General features: G+C 33.6%; 16 protein-coding genes. 4 read left to right on the forward strand and 12 right to left on the reverse strand.

Annotated elements, in window-relative coordinates:
* Positions 1-93: 93 nt before the first annotated feature.
* Together ASD98_RS14945 and aspA are read right to left on the reverse strand one after the other, a co-directional pair.
* Positions 94-1,368 carry a BamA/TamA family outer membrane protein gene (locus ASD98_RS14945; RefSeq protein ID WP_056205882.1) on the reverse strand — a complete coding sequence of 425 codons (1,275 nt, stop codon included), beginning with the start codon at positions 1,366-1,368 and terminating at the stop codon, positions 94-96.
* A 147-nt stretch (positions 1,369-1,515) separates the two neighbouring features.
* The gene (aspA, locus tag ASD98_RS14950; RefSeq protein WP_056205883.1) at positions 1,516-2,925 is read right to left on the reverse strand and encodes an aspartate ammonia-lyase; all 1,410 of its coding nucleotides are present in this window, start codon (positions 2,923-2,925) and stop codon (positions 1,516-1,518) included.
* A 136-nt stretch (positions 2,926-3,061) separates the two neighbouring features.
* Between aspA and ASD98_RS14955 the strand changes: the two genes are divergently transcribed.
* Entirely contained in the window at positions 3,062-3,640 is a 579-nt protein-coding gene (locus tag ASD98_RS14955; protein WP_056205884.1) for a pentapeptide repeat-containing protein, read from the forward strand.
* 24 nt (positions 3,641-3,664) lie between these two features.
* On the opposite strand, the gene ASD98_RS14960 is transcribed toward ASD98_RS14955, so the two are convergent.
* The 5 genes from ASD98_RS14960 to glyA form a co-directional block, all read right to left on the reverse strand.
* On the reverse strand, positions 3,665-4,324 hold the full coding sequence (locus tag ASD98_RS14960) for a hypothetical protein (RefSeq protein WP_056205885.1): 660 nt from the start codon (positions 4,322-4,324) through the stop codon (positions 3,665-3,667).
* 31 nt (positions 4,325-4,355) lie between these two features.
* Positions 4,356-4,853 (reverse strand): GNAT family N-acetyltransferase, encoded by a 498-nt coding sequence (locus ASD98_RS14965; protein WP_056205886.1) that lies wholly within the window; start codon positions 4,851-4,853, stop codon positions 4,356-4,358.
* Between the two features lie 18 nt (positions 4,854-4,871).
* On the reverse strand, positions 4,872-5,912 hold the full coding sequence (locus ASD98_RS14970; RefSeq protein WP_056205887.1) for a GMP reductase: 1,041 nt from the start codon (positions 5,910-5,912) through the stop codon (positions 4,872-4,874).
* A 245-nt stretch (positions 5,913-6,157) separates the two neighbouring features.
* Entirely contained in the window at positions 6,158-6,751 is a 594-nt protein-coding gene (locus tag ASD98_RS14975) for a tRNA-(ms[2]io[6]A)-hydroxylase (RefSeq protein WP_053472194.1), read from the reverse strand.
* A gap of 135 nt (positions 6,752-6,886) precedes the next feature.
* Positions 6,887-8,161 (reverse strand): serine hydroxymethyltransferase, encoded by a 1,275-nt coding sequence (gene glyA / locus ASD98_RS14980; RefSeq protein WP_056205888.1) that lies wholly within the window; start codon positions 8,159-8,161, stop codon positions 6,887-6,889.
* A gap of 109 nt (positions 8,162-8,270) precedes the next feature.
* Here glyA and fahA point away from each other — a divergent pair, with 109 nt between their 5' ends.
* Positions 8,271-9,554 (forward strand): fumarylacetoacetase, encoded by a 1,284-nt coding sequence (gene fahA / locus ASD98_RS14985; protein ID WP_053472192.1) that lies wholly within the window; start codon positions 8,271-8,273, stop codon positions 9,552-9,554.
* 435 nt (positions 9,555-9,989) lie between these two features.
* Here the strand turns inward: fahA and ASD98_RS14995 are convergent, their stop codons facing one another.
* Positions 9,990-11,030, reverse strand: a complete 1,041-nt coding sequence (locus tag ASD98_RS14995; protein WP_056205890.1) for an agmatine/peptidylarginine deiminase — start codon at positions 11,028-11,030, stop codon at positions 9,990-9,992.
* A 187-nt stretch (positions 11,031-11,217) separates the two neighbouring features.
* Here ASD98_RS14995 and ASD98_RS15000 point away from each other — a divergent pair, with 187 nt between their 5' ends.
* Both ASD98_RS15000 and ASD98_RS15005 read left to right on the forward strand, forming a co-directional pair.
* Positions 11,218-12,738, forward strand: a complete 1,521-nt coding sequence (locus tag ASD98_RS15000; protein WP_056205891.1) for a choice-of-anchor I family protein — start codon at positions 11,218-11,220, stop codon at positions 12,736-12,738.
* Between the two features lie 202 nt (positions 12,739-12,940).
* Positions 12,941-14,200, forward strand: coding sequence for an OmpA family protein (locus tag ASD98_RS15005; RefSeq protein WP_056205892.1), 1,260 nt, complete (start codon positions 12,941-12,943; stop codon positions 14,198-14,200).
* A 75-nt stretch (positions 14,201-14,275) separates the two neighbouring features.
* Here the strand turns inward: ASD98_RS15005 and ASD98_RS15010 are convergent, their stop codons facing one another.
* From ASD98_RS15010 to ASD98_RS15025, 4 genes are all read right to left on the reverse strand, one after another.
* Positions 14,276-15,166, reverse strand: coding sequence for a carbon-nitrogen hydrolase (locus ASD98_RS15010; protein WP_056205893.1), 891 nt, complete (start codon positions 15,164-15,166; stop codon positions 14,276-14,278).
* A 168-nt stretch (positions 15,167-15,334) separates the two neighbouring features.
* Positions 15,335-15,748: a hypothetical protein gene (locus tag ASD98_RS15015; protein ID WP_056205894.1), complete on the reverse strand. Its 414-nt coding sequence runs from the start codon at positions 15,746-15,748 to the stop codon at positions 15,335-15,337.
* 173 nt (positions 15,749-15,921) lie between these two features.
* Positions 15,922-16,335, reverse strand: a complete 414-nt coding sequence (locus ASD98_RS15020) for a hypothetical protein (RefSeq protein WP_056205895.1) — start codon at positions 16,333-16,335, stop codon at positions 15,922-15,924.
* A gap of 346 nt (positions 16,336-16,681) precedes the next feature.
* Positions 16,682-17,566, reverse strand: coding sequence for a DUF808 domain-containing protein (locus tag ASD98_RS15025; RefSeq protein ID WP_056205896.1), 885 nt, complete (start codon positions 17,564-17,566; stop codon positions 16,682-16,684).
* Between the last annotated feature and the right edge of the window lie 273 nt (positions 17,567-17,839).

Genomic DNA, 17,839 nt, shown 5'->3' on the forward strand with positions numbered 1-17,839 from the left:
TTAAATGGTACAACAAATTTAAGTTTTTTCTTGTAAATTCTTACATTTTTAAAACATAAAATTCAACATATCAGACACTTAACAAAACAAACATCAAAAAGTTTCTCCTGCATTTAGGTAAAATCCTTTAGAATTATTTCCCCATGAATAGTCGACAATAAGATTGGTACGTGTTTTTTTATCGATTAATATTCGAAGACCAAGACCAGCTGCGGGTTGAATGGCATGAAAAAGTGATACATTATTATCGTTATTACTTGCGGTTACAAAATTGGTAAAAACAGTACCGCTAAACATTTGATTGCAGGTTATGGGAAACCTGAATTCTGTTGAAAGATATACAAGTCCATCTCCTCTAAACAATCCCTGTGTGTAGCCTTCTCCGCTCCTGCTTCGCTGATCCCAGCCAATTGCAGGCAGATTTAAATACGGAACATCTCCTCTTGTTACAAACTGGCCGTAAGCCCAAATTCCGAGAATGTAACGAGGATTTTTCTGCGAAAGCGGAATAAAATTCCGATATTCTGCATACAAAACGTTGCTGTATTTTTGATTATCAAAAAATACCGGATTAAAACGATAATTGATATTTGCAAACCAGCCTCGGGAAGAATTTACCTGATTGTCTCTCGAATCGTAAACCATATTAAAACTTACTCCGGTTAGAAAATATTCTAAATTATCAAAACCGTGTTCCTCATTATAATTGTAGTGATACGTTAAATTTCCGTTTTCAACATCTAATTCTTTGTCTTTTATATTGGTGTACCAGTCAATATTGATTCCTGCGCCTACATAAAAATTCTTTCTTACTTCAAAAGAAGCTGTTTGATGAAATTTGAAATAATTATAATCCATATCCTGTGCCAAAGAATCGATGCTGAAATCAGATTCCTGATCACGTCTGGGTGGAATTATATCCGTTCCGAGTCCGTAGTTTGGTTGTGAAAATATATAAAACCTATAATCGCCGCTTAAAAATATTTGGTTGTTTTTTAGCAGGATATTGTTTTTGACATTAATCAACCATTGCTTTTTTACGGTATATGTTATACCAAGATTTGCAACTGAATATTTATCTGATTCTTGTTTTCCTTTGAAAGTATATTGCGCAACGGCACCAAAAAAAAGCCCCGTTGCGGGTTGTGAACCAATTGCAGGAATTACAAGAAAAAAATTATTTTTTGTGGGTTTAACAACTAAGGCAGAGTCGCTTTTTTTAAAGATTTCTAAAATAGTTTTAGGAGGGCATATTTCTTTTTTTTGAAAATTTGTTTCGGTTTGAGCCGTTATAAATAATGGAAATAGAAAAAGCAGAACTGCCATTTTAATTTTATGCTGAAAACTTATTTTTTTTAAGAATTTCATTCGGCAAAAATTTTAATTTCTATTTAAAAAATCAAACCTCTTGTAAATATAATTCATTTTCAAGACTTTACATAACTTCATTTTAATTAAAAACAAAAAAAGCCGTCAGTAAATTGACGGCTTGTTATTATATTTTTTATAGCACTTTTACTTTGTGATAAATTTTGGATGAATTAAATTTTCTAAAGAATAGATTTCATCCCATTTTTCCTGCGTAATCAGCTTTCTTTCTAAAACAGCAATTTGATGTACGCTTTTGTTTGTTTTTAAAGCCTCGCCCGCAATACTCGCACTTTCTTCGTAACCAATAATTGGATTTAACTGGGTTACGATTCCTATACTGTTCATTACCATATTGTAACAGTGATCAACATTTGCAGTGATTCCATTAATACATTTATCAATTAAAGTTTGAATGGCATTTGAGAGATAATCTAAAGACGTAAACATTGCAAAAGCAATTACAGGCTCCATTACATTCAACTGTAATTGTCCTGCTTCTGCCGCCATCGTAACGGTTAAATCCTGGCCTATTACATAAAAGCAAGTCTGGTTTACCACTTCCGGAATTACCGGATTTACTTTACCCGGCATAATCGATGAACCTGGCTGGCGTGCCGGTAAATTGATTTCGTTTAAACCTGTTCTTGGTCCTGAACTCAATAAACGTAAATCGTTACAGATTTTAGAAATTTTAACTGCCGAACGTTTTAAAGTTCCCATAATCTGTACATAAGCTCCTGTATCGACCGTTGCTTCAATTAAGTCTGGTGAAAGTGTCAACGGAATTCCAACTTCTTTGGCCAAATAAGCAACACAAATTTCAGGATAACCTTCCGGAGCATTTACTTTTGTTCCAATGGCGGTTGCGCCCATATTGATTTCTAACAATAATTCCTGAGCATTTTTTAAGCGTTGAATGTCTTCGCCAATTGTTGTAGCGTAAGCTTTAAATTCTTGTCCTAAAGTCATGGGAACAGCATCTTGCAATTGCGTTCTTCCCATTTTTAGAACTTCTTTAAACTCCTCTCCTTTTTTAGCAAAAGCAATTTCTAAACCTGAAAGCGTTTTAATAAAGCTATCCATCTTTAAGTACAACGCAATTCTAAATGCCGATGGATAGGCATCGTTTGTAGACTGCGAACAGTTTACGTGATTGTTGGGGTGCAAAAAACTGTATTCACCTTTTTTGTGTCCCAGATATTCAAGCCCGATATTGGCAATTACTTCATTGGCATTCATGTTTACTGAAGTTCCTGCACCACCCTGAATTAAATCGCTTACAAATTCATCATTGAATTTTCCGGCAATAACCTGATCACTTCCGTAACAAATAGCTTCGGCAATTTTTAAATCGATTGCATTACAATCTTTATTTGCAAGAGCTGCCGCTTTTTTTACATAACCTAAAGCTTTGATGAACAAAGGCTCTTTTGAAATTGGAATTCCGGTAATATTGAAGTTTTCTACCGCTCTAAAAGTCTGGATTCCGTAGTACAGATGATTCGGAATTTCTAATTCTCCTAAAAAATCATGCTCCTTTCTTGTTGATTCCATATAATTAAAATTGATGTTTTTTAACTTAAAAAATAAGCGTAAAGCTACATCAATTTCTAAATTTTGTTCACAACTTTTACATAATATTTTGGCTTAAATTACTACCTTTTCGGTCTTAAAAAATTTAAAAATAAACTTGAAAAAAGAGAGCGAATATTTTCTTGATAAAGAATATAATACGGTTATGTATGCCAAAGATGATCTTAATTTTAAAGATTTCGAATGCTGCGTTTTTACTAATTGTAACTTTTCTGCCTGCACTTTTTTAGCCGTTACTTTTATCGATTGTGTTTTTAACGACTGCATTTTTAACGGAGCCAAAATTAATTATGTTGCTTTTAGAACCGTTACTTTTAATCGATGCGAAATTAAAGAAGTAAATTTCGCCATGTGTGATAAACTGATTTTTGAAGTTCGTTTTAATGACTGCGTTCTTGATTTTTCAAAGTTTTATACTTTAAAAATAAAAGGAACTCCATTTACCAATTGCAGCCTGATAGCGGTAGATTTTATGGCTGCAGATTTGACTGGTGTTTTATTTGACAACTGCGATTTATACCGTGCAGAATTCGACAAAGTCATCGCCAATAAAACCGATTTTAAAACGAGTTATAATTATACGATCGATCCTTCTAAAACTAAACTTAAAAAAGCTGTTTTTGCTTTGAAGGAATTGAAAGGTTTATTGTTTAAGCATGATGTGATTGTGACATAAATAAAAACATTAGAAAACTGGCTTTTAAGTATTTTGTATAAAATAGCAAACCGTCTTTGCTTTAGGCTCAATAAAAACATATAAATTTCCATCACTCCAAAAGTTCATCTTTGAAAATAAATTTTGTTCATAATCATCCTCTGCAACAACATTGGTGTATTTTGTCGGCACATCGTTCCAACTCGTTAATTGGCAGACAAATTTCATTTTATTATTTGTTTTAGGACAAATCGGAATATCATGTTTTTGATCCCAATGCGGTTTTCCTGCGATTCCTTTAATGTAAAATTCATTATCTTCTGTCACGCCGTCAAATTCTCTTAAAGAAAATTTTTGAGCTTCGTAAATCACTTTTGAATTTAAGTCTAACGTTTTATATGCACTTCCAATTTCTGATGTGTTTTTTGGATAAAGTAATTTTGGTTGATTTGGGTTTTCATAATCGAGAAAAACTTGATCAATATCTAAATATATTGGACATATTAAATTTAGTTTAAATGGAAGCCAATTGAAAACTTCATCATCATTATTTATAAAACCTAAGTATTGAAAATTTGACTTAAATTCATTATTTGGAATTATAAAATCTGTTGGCATATCACCTCCTAGTTGGTGTTTTCCATTTTCATCAAATACAAATTCGTATTTTTTTGTCTTACCTAAAATGCTTTTAATAAAATTCATTTAGTGATGATTTATATTTAAAAAATTTTAATTATAATGATTTCTCCATCACATAATCTTCCATTAAATAGCCATTTCCAATTTCTATATCAACTGTTTCCTTAATTTCAAAACCTAGTTTTTTATAGAAATTTAATGCTGTATTAAAGCGGTTTACGTTTAATAAAAGAGCTTTTGAATTATTTTCTAGAGCTAATTTTTCAATCGATTCAAAAACTATTTTTCCGTAACCTTTTCCTTGTGTTTCAGGCAATAGATAAATTTTATGGATTTTGGTTATAGCTTCATTTTTATAGTTATGCTCAATTCCGATAAAGCCAATTGTAGATTCTGAATCTGAAATTAGATAAAATAATTGTTCTTTATTTTCGATTTGCTTTGATAAAGCTTCATCAGAATAAAATAAACCTAACATATAATCTAATTGTGTTTGAGATAAAATTTCGCCATAAGTAATCGGCCAAGTGATATTCGTGATTTCCTGAATTATTTTAATATCATTCAAACCTGCTTCTGAAATGGTAATCATATTATATTTTGAAATTTTTTAATTTGTAAAAATCTGATTTTCTTGTTCGCTTACGCGGATGAAAGTTGTACGCTTTGTAAGTTCTTTTAATTTTGATGCTCCGACATACGTACAAGTGCTTCGTAATCCGCCTAAAATGTCTAAAACTGTAGCGATAACATTTCCTTTAAACGGAACTTTTACTGTTTTTCCTTCGCTGGCTCTGTATTCTGCAACGCCTCCAACATGTTTTTCCATTGCAGTTGCCGAACTCATTCCGTAAAACTGCTTGTATTTTTCGCCATTTATTTCGATTAGTTCTCCTCCGCTTTCGGTATGTCCGGCCAGCATTCCGCCCAACATTACAAAATCAGAACCTGCACCAAAAGCTTTTGCAACATCACCCGGAGTTGAACAGCCGCCATCACTTATAATATGACCGCCTAAACCGTGAGCTGCATCGGCACATTCTATAATGGCAGAAAGCTGTGGATAACCAACGCCTGTTTTGACACGTGTTGTGCATACAGAACCCGGCCCGATTCCCACTTTTACGATATCGGCTCCAGCCAAAAGTAATTCTTCGACCATTTCACCCGTCACTACATTTCCTGCAATAATTACCTTATCGGGATATTGTTTTCGGGTTTGTTTTAAAAACTGAACAAAGTGTTCTGAATAGCCGTTTGCCACATCAATACAAATAAACCGCAACAACGGATTTACTGTAATAACTTTACCTATTTTATCAAAATCTTCTTTTCCGGTTCCGGTGCTTATGGCTATATAGTTGTAGAAATCCGGCGTTACATTTTTCAAAAAACTATTCCATTCTTCTAAAGTATAATGTTTATGAATGGCGGTAAAAAGTTTTTCTTTTGCCAAAACCTGAGCCATTTCAAAAGTACCGACTGTATCCATATTGGCGGCCATTATGGGAATTCCTGTCCAATCTGAGGTGCTGTGTAAAAACTTAAAATTTCGTTCTAATGAAACTTCAGATCTGCTTTTGAGCGTTGATCTTTTTGGGCGAATCATTACGTCTTTGAATCCTAATTTCAGATCAGTTTCTATTCTCATGGCTTTGAATTTTGGTTACTTCCAAAGATAGAAATTTTAGAGTTTAGATTGCAGATTTTAGATTTAAAGTGGTGTTAATTTTGGCACACGGATGACACAGATTCGCTAAAGCGAAAACGCGGATTTGACACCGATTTTTATTTTTGAAATTTCACAGAGGCACACTGAGTTTCACAGAGACTCACAAAAGTTTACACGCTGTTATTTTGGAATTTGGATTTCTTAGAATTGGAATTTTAATTTAACTACCCGTGTATCGTCTCGTTTTTTCCGTAATTTTTAATAATCGATTCTTCAAATTCTAACCATTCTCTCCAGCGTTTTTCAACGTCAATTCCAGTTCCGTATTTTCTTGCGTAAGTGATAAATGTGGTGTAGTGTCCAGCTTCGCTTTCCATTAATTCTCGGTAGAAAACGGCTAATTCTTCGTCCTGAATATTTTCAGATAAAACTTTGAAACGTTCGCAGCTTCTGGCTTCAATCATTGCTGAGAATAATAATCTTTCTACAAGACCGGAAACACGGCTTCCGTCACCGCTTTTTTTCATGTATTGGTATAGTTCGTTTACGTATTCATCTTTACGTTCGCGTCCTAATTTTAATCCTCTTTTGATGATGATATTATGAACCTGCTCGAAATGATCGATTTCTTCTTTGGCTAAAGCCAATAAATCTTTCACCAAATCCTGATGTTCAGAATTATTGGTAATGATTGTAATTGCGTTTGTTGCCGCTTTTTGCTCGCACCAAGCGTGATCTGTTAAGATTTCTTCTATGTTTTTCTCAACGATATTTACCCATCTTGGGTCGGTTGGCAATTGTAATCTTAATACGCCCATTTTTTTTAAGTCTTAAAGTTTGAAAGTCAAAAGTTGTAAAGTCTTAAAAATAAAAGTCGAAGATCAAAACCAAGATAGAAATATATTCTATTCTAAGACTTTCGACCTTCGACTTTAAAACTTTACGACTAATTTTTAGTATGCAAAAATCGGTCTTTCGCTCATTAATTCGTTTACTTGTTCAGCAACTTCTTCGATAACGTCTTCATTGGTATGATCAGTAAGAACTTTATCGATTAAAGCAACGATAGTTTCCATATCTTTTTCAACTAAACCACGAGTTGTGATTGCAGCTGTTCCAACACGAATTCCAGAAGTGATAAATGGTGATTTATCGTCAAAAGGAACCATGTTTTTATTTACAGTAATTTCAGCTTTTACTAATGCGTTTTCAGCTTCTTTTCCAGAAATGTTTTTATTTCTTAAGTCAATAAGCATCATATGGTTATCCGTTCCGCCAGAAATAATATTGTAACCTCTTTTTACGAAAGCATCAGCCATTGCATTTGCATTTTTTTGTAATTGCATTGCATAAGAAAAGAATTCGTCTTTTAATGCTTCACCAAAAGCAACTGCTTTAGCAGCGATAATGTGCATTAAAGGCCCACCTTGATTTCCTGGGAAAACAGCTAAATCCAATAATGAAGACATCATTCTGATTTCTCCTTTTGGAGTTTTTAATCCTTGTGGATTTTCGAAATCTTTCCCCATTAAGATCAAACCTCCACGAGGTCCGCGTAATGTTTTGTGAGTCGTTGTAGAAACGATATGACAATGTGGAATTGGGTCATTTAATAATCCTTTTGCAATAAGACCTGCAGGGTGAGAAATATCAGCAAATAAAATTGCTCCTACGCTGTCTGCAATTTTTCTGAAACGCTCAAAATCCATATCGCGAGAATAAGCCGAAGCTCCGGCAATGATTAATTTTGGCTGTTCTTTAGTTGCAATTTCCTGAATTTTATCATAATCTAAACGACCAGTTTCAGCATCTACACCGTAAAAAACCGGACGGTATAAACGTCCTGAAAAGTTTACAGGAGAACCGTGCGTTAAGTGACCACCGTGAGATAAATCGAAACCTAAAATAGTATCTCCAGGATTTAAACATGCGTGATAAACAGCAGTATTTGCCTGAGAACCAGAGTGAGGCTGTACGTTTGCGTATTCAGCACCAAATAATTCTTTAGCTCTGTCAATAGCAATTTGCTCGATAACGTCAACTACTTCGCAACCGCCGTAGTATCTTTTGCCAGGATACCCCTCAGCATATTTGTTAGTTAAAACAGACCCGGCTGCTTCCATTACCTGATCACTTACAAAATTTTCTGAAGCAATTAGTTCTAATCCGTGAATTTGTCTATCTTTTTCTTCTAGAATAAGATCAAAAATTTGTTCGTCGCGTTGCATTTCTTCGTTTTTCGTTAATTTCCTGCAAAAATACAAAAAAACGTTTGTGATACTGTTAGATTATGATATATTTGACATGTAATTTTTCAACAAATAATTAACATCTCACATGCCAATAACCGCCAACGATACTAAAAGAAAATCATGGTTAGAAGTACCAGAAAATAGCGACTTCCCTATTCAAAATATCCCTTTCGGTGTATTTCTTACCAAAGAAAATGTCGTTACAGTAGGAACTAGAATTGGCGATTACGCTATAGATTTAGGGGCTTTACAACAATTAAACTATTTTGAAGGAATAGATTTAACCGATGATATGTTTATGCAGGACACGCTTAATGATTTTATTTCTGATGGAAAAAAAACATGGCGTCTGGTGCGAAATCGTATCGCTGATATTTTCGACGAAACCAATCCTCAGCTTAGAGATTCAACAAAAGACCGCGATATTGTTATTTTTAATATCGACGATGTCGAAATGCAACTGCCCGTTTTAATTGGTGATTATACTGATTTTTATTCAAGCAAAGAACACGCTACAAATGTTGGTAAAATGTTCCGTGATCCAGAAAATGCGCTTCTGCCAAACTGGTTACATATCCCGGTTGGATATCACGGAAGAAGTTCTACAATTGTTCCGTCTGGAATTCCGGTTCACAGACCAATGGGACAAACGATGCCTGCTGGCGGAGATTATCCTGTTTTTGGTCCGTCTCGTTTAGTAGATTTTGAACTTGAAACTGCTTTTATTACTACTGATGTGAATATTATGGGAGAAAATATCCCAACGTATGAAGCAGAAGATTATATTTTCGGGATGGTTTTATTGAATGACTGGAGTGCGCGCGATATTCAAAAATGGGAATATGTACCTCTTGGACCATTCTTAGCTAAAAACTTTGCAACATCAATTTCTCCTTGGATTGTAACTATGGATGCTTTGGAGCCTTTTAGAACAAAAGGCCCTAAACAAGATCCATCACCGCTTCCGTATTTACAAACAAAAGGAAAAAAAGCTTTTGATATTCATTTAGAGGTTTCAATCAAACCTGAAGAGGCTGAAGAAACTGTGGTTTCAAAATCTAATTTCAAATATTTATACTGGTCAATGAGTCAGCAATTAGCGCATCATACTTCAAACGGATGCCGTGTAAATTCTGGTGATATGATGGGATCAGGAACGATTTCAGGGCCAACTCCTGATAGTTTTGGTTCGATGTTAGAATTGACTTGGGGCGGGAAAAATCCGCTTACCTTAAAAGATGGTAGTGAACGTAAATTTATAGAAGATAATGATACTGTAATTATTAGAGGTTTCTGTGAAAATGCAGAAGTTAGAATTGGTTTTGGAGAAGTTGCGAGTCAGCTGTTACCTCCATTCATCAGACAATGAAGAGCAGATAAAGTATCTTAAGAGATATAGAAAAATTAAAAACCTTGGTGAGAGCCAAGGTTTTTTTTTATGTTTTTTTTGCCACAGATTAAAAGATTAAAAATATTTTTTTCATCTGAATGTTTTGAATCTCGCAAAGTCGCAGAGCCGCAAAGTTTTTATAATTTATCAATAGCCTCCAGTTTTAACTGGAGGGAAAATAAAGTCTAATTAAGGGCTTTAGCCAAAAAAATAGTTTGGCTAAAGCCTTTTTTTTTTTTAAAATATAAATACCTCCAGTTAAAACTGGAAGCAACTAAAAAAAACTTTGCACCTTCGCGACTTTGCGAGATTAAATCTGTATAGAATACTTTGACAAAAATCTTTGCGGAACTTGGACTTAGCTTTAGCCTTACAAAACAGTTCAAAAAACTTTGTGTCTTCGTGGCAAAAAAATTATGCCGGAATCTGCTGGCTTAAACAATGTAATGTTCCGAATCCCCAGATGAAATCTATACAGCTTATTCCGATAACTTCTCTGTCAGGAAAACATTCTGAAAGTATATTTAAAGCTACACGGTCATAACTGTCATTAAATGTCGGAACCAGAACACAATTATTTAAAATTAAGAAATTAGCATAACTTGCTGGTAATCTTAAATCTTCAAAATCAACACGTTTTGGCATTGGTAACGCTACAATAACCGGAGATTTTCCGTTTTCTAGTTTTGCGTTTTGCAAGCGTTTCAAATTATCCTGCAAAGGTTTGTAATTTGAATCGTTTTTATCTGTTTCTACAATAGTTACGATTGTATCTTCATTTACGAATCGGCATAAATCATCAATGTGCCCGTGTGTATCATCACCTTCTATTCCGTCACCAAGCCAAATAACATTGGTAACTCCTAGATATTCTTTAAAAACCGCTTCGTAATCTTCTTTTGTAAAACCTTGATTTCGAACCTGAATTGTTGGGTGCATTAAACATTCTTCAGAAGTCAATAAAGTTCCTTTTCCATTTACATCAATTGCACCGCCTTCAACGATTACTGGTTTTCCTTTATAAGTAACCTGAGTTAAAGGCACATCAATAAAATCGGCCACTTTACCCGGAACAAATTTATCTAATTGATAGTTTTTATATTTCGCCCATCCATTAAAATTGAAATTTAATGCTTCTCTTTTTGAACCATTTTTTACAATAATCGGCCCGGAATCACGCATCCAGCTTCTGTTTGTTTTATGGATTATATAAGAGATGTTTTTAAGGTTAGCACGAGCTCTTTCAAGCATTTCGGCTACTTTTTCTTTTAGCTTTTCATCGGCTACAACCAAAAAAACAGTTTCAAACGTCGCTACTTTTTTAATAAATTCTACAAAAGCCCATTGAACTGCTTCATATTTTCCCGGCCAGTCGTTACCGTTATGCGGAAAACATAATACAATTCCTTGTTGTTTTTCCCACTCTGCTGGAAATCTTCTATTATTTGCTGCCATAAAAGGTTCTAATTTTTAAAAGTGTACAAAGATAAGCATTCGTTAGGATTTTAAAACATCTGAATAAAAATGATGTGTTATTTCACAAAGAATATCTTCCAAAAATTAAGTTAAAGATTAAATAATGAAGGCTTAATATTTGACCGAGATTGGCTAATTACTTTTGGCGAAACTAAAAAACTAACAAATGAAAAAAATTAGTATCACATTATTAGCTGCTTTATTTTTAATGACAAGCTGTAATAACGATGAAAACTCTAACAACGAAGAACCGGAAGTTGTTGTAAATGAAAATCCTGCCACTTTTAAAGAAATTGGTTCGATTAAAATTGGAGAAGCTGCTGCTGCTGAAATCTCTGCTTACTGCGAAAAAACAAAAAGACTTTTTACTGTAAATAACAGCGGAACTAATCAAATTGATGTTATTGATTTAGCCGACCCAACAAAACCGGTTAAAATTGGTAAAATTGATTTAGCTGCTTATGAAGGTGCATCAAACAGTGTTTCTGTTTATGATGGAAAACTTGCTGTAGCTTTAGAATCAACGGTTAACAAACAAGGAAACGGAAAGGTTGTTATTTTTAATACAAGCGATTACAGCTTAATAAAACAAGTTACAGTGGGTGCTTTGCCAGATATGATCACATTTTCTGCTGATGGAAAATATATTATGACAGCAAATGAAGGTGAGCCAAGTACAGATTATTTGCAAGACCCAAACGGAACTATCTCTATTATCGAAACTAGCAATTATAGTGTTACAACTCTTGATTTTGCTTCTTTCAGTAACCAGGCAGCGGCATTGGCTAAAGACGGATTCAGAATTTCTAAGTATGCTAAAAGCTTTGCTCAGGATATTGAGCCAGAATACATTACAATTTCTGATGATTCAAAAACAGCTTGGGTAACTTTACAAGAAAACAATGGTGTTGCAAAAGTGGATTTGACTTCAAAAACTATTACTGCAATTTATCCTCTGGGATTAAAAGATTACAATACGGCAGAAAATGCTATTGATGTAAGTGATAGTGATGATAAAATTGCATTTAGCCCATGGAAAGTAAAGGGATTGTATATGCCGGATGCTATTAGTCATTTTTCTTCTAATAATGTTCCTTACTTTGTTACTGCTAATGAAGGTGACGCAAGAGAATATGATGCTTATACAGACATTAAACGTATGAAAAGCCTGAAGCTTGATGCAACTGTTTTTCCTGATGCCGCGACTTTAAAACTAGATGCTAATTTAGGAAGATTGAATCTTATTACTGATATGGGAGATACTGATGGTGATGGCGATTTAGATGAAATGGTAAGTTTTGGTGCAAGATCATTTTCTATTTGGAATGGAAACACTGGAAAAATTGTTTATGACAGTAAAAATGATGTTGATAAAAAAACAAATGAATTAGGCACTTATGATGACAAACGAAGCGATGATAAAGGTTCTGAACCAGAAGCAGTAGTTGTTACAAAAATGGGAAATCAGAATATTTTATTTGTGGGTCTTGAAAGATCTGATGCTTTTATGACTTATGATGTTACGAATCCTGCCTCGCCTCAATATTTACAAACGGTAAAAACGGGTGATGCACCAGAAGGAATTCTTTTTATTCCGGCTTCAAAAAGTCCGACTAAAAGAAGTTTAGTTGTTGTAAGCAGCGAAGGCGACGGAACTATAAAAATATATCAGCCAGACTTAAAATAACCAGTATTTTAAAATTCTTAAAAGGGTAAAATTTAGATTTTATCCTTTTTTTTTTCTAAAAATAAAAATTTAATTACCGCATTTTCAGATTCATAGACAAAACAATGGGAATTATGTAAGACGGGATACAACACATTCCTAAAATGCCAGCCCTACTTTTGCTAAGAGTTTAAATAAAAGCCGAATTAAATTTTTTGATATTATGAAAAAGAAATTAGCATCTGTATCTCTTTTACTATTAGCCTTCGCTGCAAATGCACAAATGACTACCATGTCTACAACACCAAGTATTGAAAAGCCTGAATATAATAAATGGTCTATCGAATTAAATGGTGGTGTTAATAAACCAACAAGAGCCATGACTCCGGGATATGCTACTGAAAGCCTGAATTTGTTTCATGGTGATTTAGGTGTACGATATATGTTTAATCCAAAATTTGGTGTAAAGTTAGATGTTGGATACGATCAATTTACTGAAAAAGACAATACTCCCGATTTCGAAAGCCGATATGTTCGTGCTAGTTTACAAGGGGTTATTAATGTTGGACGTGCCTTAAATTTTGAAACATGGACAAATACTATTGGGATTTTGGCACATGGAGGTTTTGGAGTGTCGCAAATTAGTACTGAAACCGGTTTTGGCGGTCAGGATTATATGGCCCACGGAATCGCTGGTTTGACAGGACAAATTAAATTAAGTAACCGAGTTGCTTTGACTGGTGATCTTACCGGAATTATTAACGGAAGACAAAACTGGAATTTTGACGGAATGGGAAATACTACAACAGGCTCATTTGACGGTATATTACTAAATGCATCTGTTGGTTTGACTTTCTATCTTGGTAAAAATGAAAAGCATGCTGACTGGTATTCTGAAGAAAATGAAAGACTAAACAAATTAGAAGACAGGGTTACAACTATTGAAACTGGCCTTATTGACAGTGATAAAGATGGTGTTGCTGACTTATATGATTTAGAGCCAAATACAATTGCAGGAGTTGCTGTAAATACAAAAGGACAATCTATTGATAACAATCAAAATGGTGTACCGGATGAGCTGGAAAGTTATTTAGAGAAAACATACGGACAAAACGGTAAAGGCGCAACAAACAGTACCGTTGAAGAATTAATTAATGGAGGATATGTAAATGTTTATTTTGATTTTAATTCGTCTAAACCAACAAATGCTTCTTTATCAGGTGTTGATTTCTTAGTGAAATATCTAAAAAATAATCCTGGAAAATCTGCAGATATTATTGGTTATGCTGACGAAATTGGAAAAACAAGTTACAATACTGAATTATCAAGAAAAAGAGCTGAAGCTGTGAAGAAAGTGGCTGTTAATGCGGGAATAGATGCTTCAAGATTGAATGTAATTGCTAATGGAGAAGATACTTCCGTTAACAAAAATTCAAAAGAGGCACGTCAAATCGTGAGAAGAGTTACTTTTCAGGTAAAGTAAATTATATATTACATTAAAAAAGGCCGTTTCAATAATTTGAAACGGCCTTTTTTGTTTGATAAAGGATAGATAAGATTATTTATCAATTGCTCTTTTTGTAATATCACCAAAAGCATCAATTCTTCTATCTCTGAAGAATGGCCAGTTTTGACGTACATTTTCCTGTAAATCCAAGTCAACCTCAGCAATTAAGATTTCTTCTTTATCGTGAGAAGCCTGAGCTAAAATTTCACCTTGCGGACCAGCAATAAATGACGCTCCCCAAAATTGAATTCCTTCTGTTCCTTCAAGATATTTTTCAAGACCAATTCGGTTTGCTGCTGCAACGAAAACACCATTTGCAACGGCGTGTCCTTTCATTACATTCATCCAGGCTCCGTATTGATTTTCTCCGTATTGTTCTTTTTCTTTTGGATGCCATCCAATTGCTGTTGGATAAAATAAAACCTCAGCACCTTTTAAAGCTGTAATACGAGCTGCTTCAGGATACCATTGATCCCAGCAGATTAATGTTCCAACAGTTCCTTTTTTAGTTTCTATTGCCTGAAAACCTAAATCACCTGGCGTGAAGTAGAATTTTTCGTAGAAATGCGGATCGTCCGGAATGTGCATTTTACGGTATAAACCAGCTTCTGTACCATCTGTATCGATGATATAAGCGCTGTTATGGTAAATTCCTGCCATTCTTTTTTCGAAGAAAGGAACAATAATTACTACTCCAAGTTCTTTTGCCAACTCGCTGAACGCAATAAATGAAGTGCTGTAAAGTGGTTCTGCTAATGCAAAATTGTCTACATCTTCGCTTTGGCAAAAATAATGACTGCTATATAATTCCGGAAGTAAGATAACTTCTGCGCCTTGACTTGCCGCGTCTCTTACCCAGCTGATACATTTTTTTAGATTATTTTCGGCTACATCATTCAGGTTTAACTGAATTACCGATATTTTATATTTTCTTTTCGACATGACATAAAATTTAGAGTGCAAAAATAGTAAATTTTGGAGGAATGGCAAAAACTCAGTGTTTTATGATATAATTAAATCGAAGTATATCCCTAAATAAAAAACCATCTTACATCAACTTAAAAATTAAATTGCTGTAAGATGGTTTTTTCAACCTAAAAATCAGTTCAATTAATCGATAACTACTGTCTTAGTTATAAATTCAGTTTCAGATTTTTTGAATTTGATATTATAAGTTCCTTTTGATGGTGCCAAAAATGTATATGTTGTGTGCAAAGCAGTTGGTGTTTGGTTTGCACAAGTTGTTAAAGGATATTTTGCTTCTACTTGAAATCCTTCGTCTTTACCAAGTGATATATCAGCGATTCTGTCAAATTGACCGCATGCGTTATCTACAATAAAAGATATTTCATAATTAATTTCGACGTTGACTTTACCTGTCGCCGGCCCGCTGATTGCTGTAACATTTGCTGCTCTAGAAGTAGTTTGAGGTGTTTCTTTCCCATTATCGTCACTGCTGCATGAAACCAAAGAAACAGTTAAAAAAAACACTGCTAAAACCGATTGTAATTTAAAAATCTTCATATAAATTTTATTAATTGTTTATTGTTATAAGATGAGGCTAAAGTACAAAGGTTGCTTTAAAAAATGCTAAATATTTTATAATATTCTTAAAATAAAAACCATTTTACATCGGTTTAAAAATTTAAACTTTTGCAAAATGGTTTTACCACCTAAAGTAATCTACTAAGAAATGCTTAGTCTATAACAACTGTCTTAGTTAAAAATTCTGTTTCTGATTTTTTGAATTTGATATCAAAAGTTCCTTTTGCAGTTGCCTTAAATTTATAAACTGTCTTTTTAGGATCCGGAACTTGCTGCGTGCAAACTCCAGTTGGGTATTTCGCTATAACCTGTAATCCATTTATGGTTCCAATTTTTACTTCAGAAATTTTATCGAATTCTCCACAAGCATTATCAACAATGTAAGTTATCTCATAGCTTAACTCGTCATTAACTTTTCCAGTCGCCGGTCCAGTAATTCCAGTGACTAACGCTGCTTTTAAAACTGGATTGTCTGCCGGTTTCTCGTCATCATCATTATTGCATGAAAAAGATACAATTGACAAGAATAAAACTACTAAAACTGATTTTAATTTAAAACTTTTCATATAAAATAATAATTTAATGTTATAATATGAAGATGCAGGATAAATAAAATGGTTGCTTTGGTTAAATGTTAATTTGAATAATAAAAAGATTAAACACTTGTTATTAAGAAACTTATTCGACAAAAATAATTTTAAAAAGAAGCATAATTTCTTATGAAAACAAAAATTTTCTCGTTTAGCCCCGATAGAAACGGTATCCTTTTATGGTCTCGTTTATTTAACGAGACCATAAAAGATATAGTGGATAGCGGGAATATTGGTCTCATTTGAAAACGATAGGTTTGCTTCAAAAAAAAACACCAGCCTTACGACTAGTGTTTCATAAATTATTTAATATTATTTTAAACTATTGTTTTTTCTTTTTGAATATCATTTTGAAGACATTCACAAGTCCTAAAACTACAAGTCCTAAAACCAATCCAATTACAAATTCTTTTATAATTGAAGGGATATTAATTTCTGCAGCTAAATGATGGAAATATGGAATATAATGCACGAAGATACCACCGGCAACTAATATTAAAGCTATTGTACCAATTACAGTTAAACTTTTAATAACCAATGGAAGCGCTTTAACTAAAATATTTCCGATGAATTTTGATATACTTTTTTCTCTTTTACTAAATTTGATAAGCTTATAACCCGCTTCATCCATTCTAACAATAAGAGCTACGATACCATACACTCCAATAGTTGCTATTAAAGCAATTATTGAAGTTACAACAATTTGCTGCACAATAGGTTTACCAATAACAGTTCCCAGAGCTATAATTACGATTTCTACAGATAATATAAAATCGGTTACAATTGCTGATTTTATTTTGCCTTTTTCGGCTTCTAAAATTTGTTCTTCTGTTAGAATTTCTTCGGTAATTCCTTCTGATTCTTCGTGTGCATGAGGGAAAATAAATTCGTAAATTTTTTCGGCTCCTTCATATGCAAGGAAAAGTCCGCCAAGAACCAAAATTACAATGATAGCAACAGGAAAAAAAGCACTTAATAAAAAAGCGATAGGTAAGATAATAATTTTGTTAAGAAGAGATCCTTTACTTATTGCCCACAATACCGGAAGTTCTCTCGATGATGCAAATCCTGAGGCTTTTTCAGCATTTACAGCTAAATCATCGCCTAAGATTCCTGCTGTTTTTTTTGCTGCAACTTTACTCATTACTGCAACATCGTCCATAATTGCTGCGATATCATCTAATAGTACGAAAAAACCTGATGCCATTATATTTAATTTTTAATTCTTAAACCTAATTAATTTTGGTTGTGCGAATCTACCACTTTTGATTTAATTTTTCCTCAAAAATTAACTGCATTGACCTAATAACAGCCAGATAATTACAAATACCAGTATCGTACCAAAGCATCCGCCGCCTAATTTTTTCGCTCCATATCCCGCGATTAATCCTCTAAATATATTGTTCATGATAATTAGTTTTATGTTATAGTAAATTTGAGAATTAAATCAGAATTTCTGTTTATATGACTTTTGAAAAAA

It is taken from the genome of Flavobacterium sp. Root186, assembly GCF_001428525.1.
GTDB lineage: Bacteria > Bacteroidota > Bacteroidia > Flavobacteriales > Flavobacteriaceae > Flavobacterium.